This is a genomic window from Catenibacterium sp. co_0103 (assembly GCF_004168205.1).
Lineage (GTDB): Bacteria > Bacillota_I > Bacilli_A > Erysipelotrichales > Coprobacillaceae > Catenibacterium > Catenibacterium mitsuoka_A.
Window position 1 is genome coordinate 1 of sequence record NZ_RCYB01000123.1, and the last position, 4,764, is coordinate 4,764.

General features: G+C 34.9%; 4 protein-coding genes. All 4 read right to left on the minus strand.

Annotation, left to right across the window (positions count from 1 at the left end; all coding sequences use genetic code 11):
• On the minus strand, window positions 1-313 hold a 313-nt coding region (locus EAI80_RS11935), incomplete at its 3' end, for a transposase family protein (RefSeq protein ID WP_238634601.1).
• 252 nt (window positions 314-565) lie between these two features.
• Window positions 566-1,363, minus strand: a complete 798-nt coding sequence (gene ucpA / locus EAI80_RS11940) for an SDR family oxidoreductase UcpA (protein WP_129982214.1) — start codon at window positions 1,361-1,363, stop codon at window positions 566-568.
• Between the two features lie 83 nt (window positions 1,364-1,446).
• Complete coding sequence (locus EAI80_RS11945) at window positions 1,447-2,850, minus strand: APC family permease (RefSeq protein ID WP_129982215.1); 1,404 nt, start codon at window positions 2,848-2,850, stop codon at window positions 1,447-1,449.
• 281 nt (window positions 2,851-3,131) lie between these two features.
• Complete coding sequence (locus tag EAI80_RS11950) at window positions 3,132-4,523, minus strand: L,D-transpeptidase family protein (RefSeq protein WP_129982216.1); 1,392 nt, start codon at window positions 4,521-4,523, stop codon at window positions 3,132-3,134.
• Window positions 4,524-4,764: the final 241 nt, after the last annotated feature.

The window sequence follows — 4,764 nt, forward strand, 5'->3', positions numbered from 1 at the left end:
GAAAAAAATAAAAAGACCTCTCTGATTTTGAAATCAAAGAGGTTTTTGGCATTTGTTCGCTTAACTTAATACCATTGCATACTAATCTTCTCTTTTTAAGTATTAGAGAAGTGTTCTTGCCTCTTATCATGTTATGTATGACTTTACATTTTCTATAGTCCTTAATGTTCATTCTACTGCCGCATTCTGGACAGGAGATAATGGTTCTCTTAAGTGTGATACAATAAATCACTTCTTTTTCATTGATTTCAGTCGTATGATACTGTACAAAGGATTCATAATCCCCTAAAATAATTCTTAGATCATTATCCAATTTGTGATCTCCTTTCGCTTTGAGTTGATATGAGCAAATTAATGATACAGCGAAAGGTTTTTAATTACACAAAAATATCTAAAAAAGTGGGAGCCACAGTGTGACCCCCACAGATTTAAAGGTGCTGTTTCCAAGACCCCCAAATATTTAGAGCGAAGGTCTGACCCCCACAAAAATTAAAGACCCAACATTTGTTCATCTCTTTTTTTGCATACAAAAACCACCTCTATAAAGAGGTGGCAAGTATTGATATTAGTTTGTACCGATAGACATTGTTTCTGGCAATGTAGCACCACCATCAATAACAATCTGAGCACCTGTTAAGTAGCTAGATTCATCGCTTCCTAAGAATGCGAATAATTCACCTACTTCGATAGGTTTAGCAAGACGTCCCATTGGAACATTTGCTGCAATATCATTGATTGCTGCTTCTGGATTATCTGGATTAGATTCAACAGCCATCTTTTCAACCATTGGAGTTCTTGCATAACCAAGCTGTGAGCAGTTAACACGGATATTACGTTTAGCATATTCTACAGCTAAGCACTTAGTTAAACCAACTAATGCAGCCTTAGTTGTAGCGTAAGCTGCTTCACCAGCATCAGCTACGATATCACCAGTTACAGAAGAAGCGATAACGATGCTACCTCCACCCTGTTTTAACATATAAGGAACAACTGCTTTACATGTATTCCATACACCCTTAATGTTTACATCAATATGGAAATCACGCATTTCATCAGTCATTTCTTCAAATGGAGCTAAGCGGCAAACACCAGCGTTACAGCAAGCTACGTTGATTTCACCGAACTTTTCAACACCCTTAGCAGCTGCAGCATCCATTTGTGCACGATCAGCTACGTTAGCTACTACAGTGATGATTTCAGCACCGTATTCTTTTCTTAATCTTTCTGCAGTATCTTCTACAGCGGGTGATAAGTCAACCATGATTAGTTTTGCACCATATTTCGCATATGCAGTTGAGATTCCTTCTCCAAGTCCTACTGCAGCACCTGTAATTAATGCAACTTTTCCTTCTAATTTAGCCATTTTATTATTCTCCTTTTCTAAACTAAGTTTATATATGCAAGCAATCATTTGCTTTGCCATTAATTCTTAATACTATTTAATTGTTAGAACTTCTGAACTCCATCAGGTGTTTCAATTTCTACTGGATGTTTCTTCCAGTTCACACAAACCATCCAGAGCCACAATAACATACCAACACCAAGATATACACCAAAGCAGATCCAAGAATCAATCCCCTGACCAAGTGTACAGAAGAATGCGATAGTAACTGCAATCAACATCGCAAGAATACGGAAAACATCTCCGCCCTTAACAGTGTTTGCACTTACCCAATTAGGATGTTTTCTATGAATACAAATAGCTGAAATCATAGTAAGTGCATAAGCACAGGCACATCCGAAACTCATTAAGTTAAAGAATGCACTCATGAAGTCAGATGAGTTCTGTAATACGATAAATACTAATGATAATACTAACAAGAAGATGTTAGGTAATAATGGTTGCTGGTTCTTGTTTACCTTTGCGAAAACCTTTGGTAAGAAGTTCTTATTAGCCATTGAATATAACATACGTACTGTTGACATCCAGAAGCCAAGTAATGAAGCACCCATACCTAGTAAACAAGATAGAATACCAACAATAATAGGCCAGAATGTCCATCCTAATACTTTCTGCATAGTTAAAATAGTTAAGAAACCATCCTGTGCAAGAGTTGTATGAACACCCTGTAATCCATCTAATCCTGCAACACAGAAATAATAGAATACATAGATACAACCACAAGTAAGGATTGAACCACAAATAGCTTTCTTAGAGTTCTTGATTGGGAAGTCTCCTTCTTCAACCATTTGAGGTACTGTTTCAAATCCGAAGTATGGTGTAATTAATAACGCCATACCAATAATCCATCCAGGAATACCATTTACGGAACTTAAAGTTGTCTGGAAGATATTTCCAAAGTTAGATAAATGCCAATGTCCTGAGAACAATAATAAGAAACCAGTAATAATAGTAACTGCAATGTTACAGAAAAGCATACCTGCCTGAGCCTTTACTAAGAACTGAACGTTCTGAATACTCATCAAGAAATATAAAACAAGTAATACTGCAGCACATCCTACCATACCCCATGTACCAAGACCTAGATTTAATGTCTTATTGACCCATGTCATGATAGCCATAACAACAGCTGGTGGTACTGAAATCCAAGCTGCCATAATAAGCCAAGAAGCTAAGAATCCAACATGTTTGTTGATGCCAACAGTATTGTAGATTAATTCCCCACCACCAGTGTGGAAAATAGATGCCAATTCGCTATATACAAGTGCGATTGGTAAAATAGCTACAGTCATTAATGCGAATGCAAGGAATGTCCCGCTTCCACAATAACCATAGAATACAGAGTCCCAATAGTTTACGAATGTAAAGATAGAACCTGTTGCAACGGTGTAAACGAAAATCAGCTTAAGACTTTTATTTAAGCCACCCTTGCTTTCTTTGTTGTCCATAAAACAACCTCCTCCATAATTGTAATCGGGAGATAGTTGATGACTGCAAAAAAAAACACTCTCTAAAGAGATACTAGAAACTATGATAGTATGTCCCGTACATACCCTCTCATCAACTATTTAATTGTAATGATATCATTTGTACAATTTAATGGTATCACTCGCATATAGTTAAGTCAAGCGCTTACATTCAAAGTCTTTTTTAAGTTCTCTCTTTAAAAAATAACAGTAAAAAAGGAGAATTTTTTAAATATTTTAATTCTCCTTATACAATACAAAAACTAATATAAGCTATTTTTGTTCTGATATATACCAATCAATGCATCTCCTTGAAGCATTTTTAATATACGAATCATATCACCTTGAGAGACACTGATACAGCCATTTGTGGCCCTGCCAGTAGAACAATGTAAGAAAATACCACTACCAGCTCCTGGAGTACAAGATGTATTATAGTTAATCGCAATGGCATATCTATAAGCTTCTTGATAGTCTACTAAGTGCTCAGCACTGCTCCATTGGATACCTGTCTGGCTCGCATCGACTAATTTATTGTAGTAAGAGCTATTGCTGTCATCCACCCAATAGTGGTTGTTGTTGACTTGAAGATAGTTTTTAGATGTACCAGGATTACCTGCAATACCAAAGGCCTGTCCAAAGCTATAAACACCTCTTGGAGTCTTTTTATCGCCTTCACGTTTACTTCCTGTAATTCCCCTGCTACCTACTCTCGCACTGCAGCTTAATGTTTCAGTCCAAACACCATTGTGTTTCGTATGTACTGTCAAAGTTGCAGAACTGCCACCATTTCCCACTACTGTAATAGCTTGAGTTGTATGTTTTGATATAGACATATTAGCAACAAAGCTCTGACTTACAGATGGTGATTGAGATGATACAGAAGGGTTATTTGAAGAAGAAACCTGTTTTTTAGCTTGAGATGCATTATTAGAATGTGTTTCAGTTTTTGTCTCTACTGCCTTTTCTTGAGGCACTTCTTTGTCTTTTAAGGTATTACGAATGACCTTTTTACCTTCTTCATTAGTGATTGTCTCAGTCACAAGTTCTTGATTTGAATTAGCTACAGGAGTGATATTTACTGGTAATTCTTTAGTAGTTGTATTACCTGAACTATCCTTCACATTCACCTTTAATGTATAAGTCCCCTCTTTATTTGCATCAATAGCACTAAAATCATAACTTAGTTCTACAGGTGATAAATCTGAAGCATTAAATAAACCTAGCGCATTAAAATCAAATTTACTTAAATCTGTTCCTTTCACAATATCAATACTTGCATAATCAGTATTGACTTCTGGTGCAGTCGTATCAACTACCTTTACCTTTTTAATAAGTTTTTTCTTATTAAAAGTCATTGTAATCTTATAATCACCAATCGCAAAATAATTCTTGCCTTCTTCATATTTAAAATTGGATTTAACCTTTAATCCCTTTACTAATTTCTTATGATCTTTTACATCCATGTCTTTAGTATCTAATAATTCCATTGCATCGTAAGGAAACTTCTTACCATATTCTAATTTAAGCGTTTTATTATCCTTTAAGACAAACTTAGGAACTTTTGTAAGAGTATAGATACCTATACCACCTAAAAGAACCACTACAATGATACACATAATGACTATAATACTTTTCTTTTTTAAATTGATCATTAAATAAACACCCCTTAAACCTCAATTAACCTATTAATTTTTAGTTAATATTTTAAAGATTATTTATATTATAATATATATATATATATCAATGAGATTAGGGATAGTGTCAAGAATCTTGTGTAAATTCTTATTTCCTGTAAATTAAGTTTTCAGTAGATAAGGTTAGTTGTTATCTATTAATTTGGAAACCATTGATCACGACCAACTAAACCAAAACCTTTGTGAATTCTATTCATAA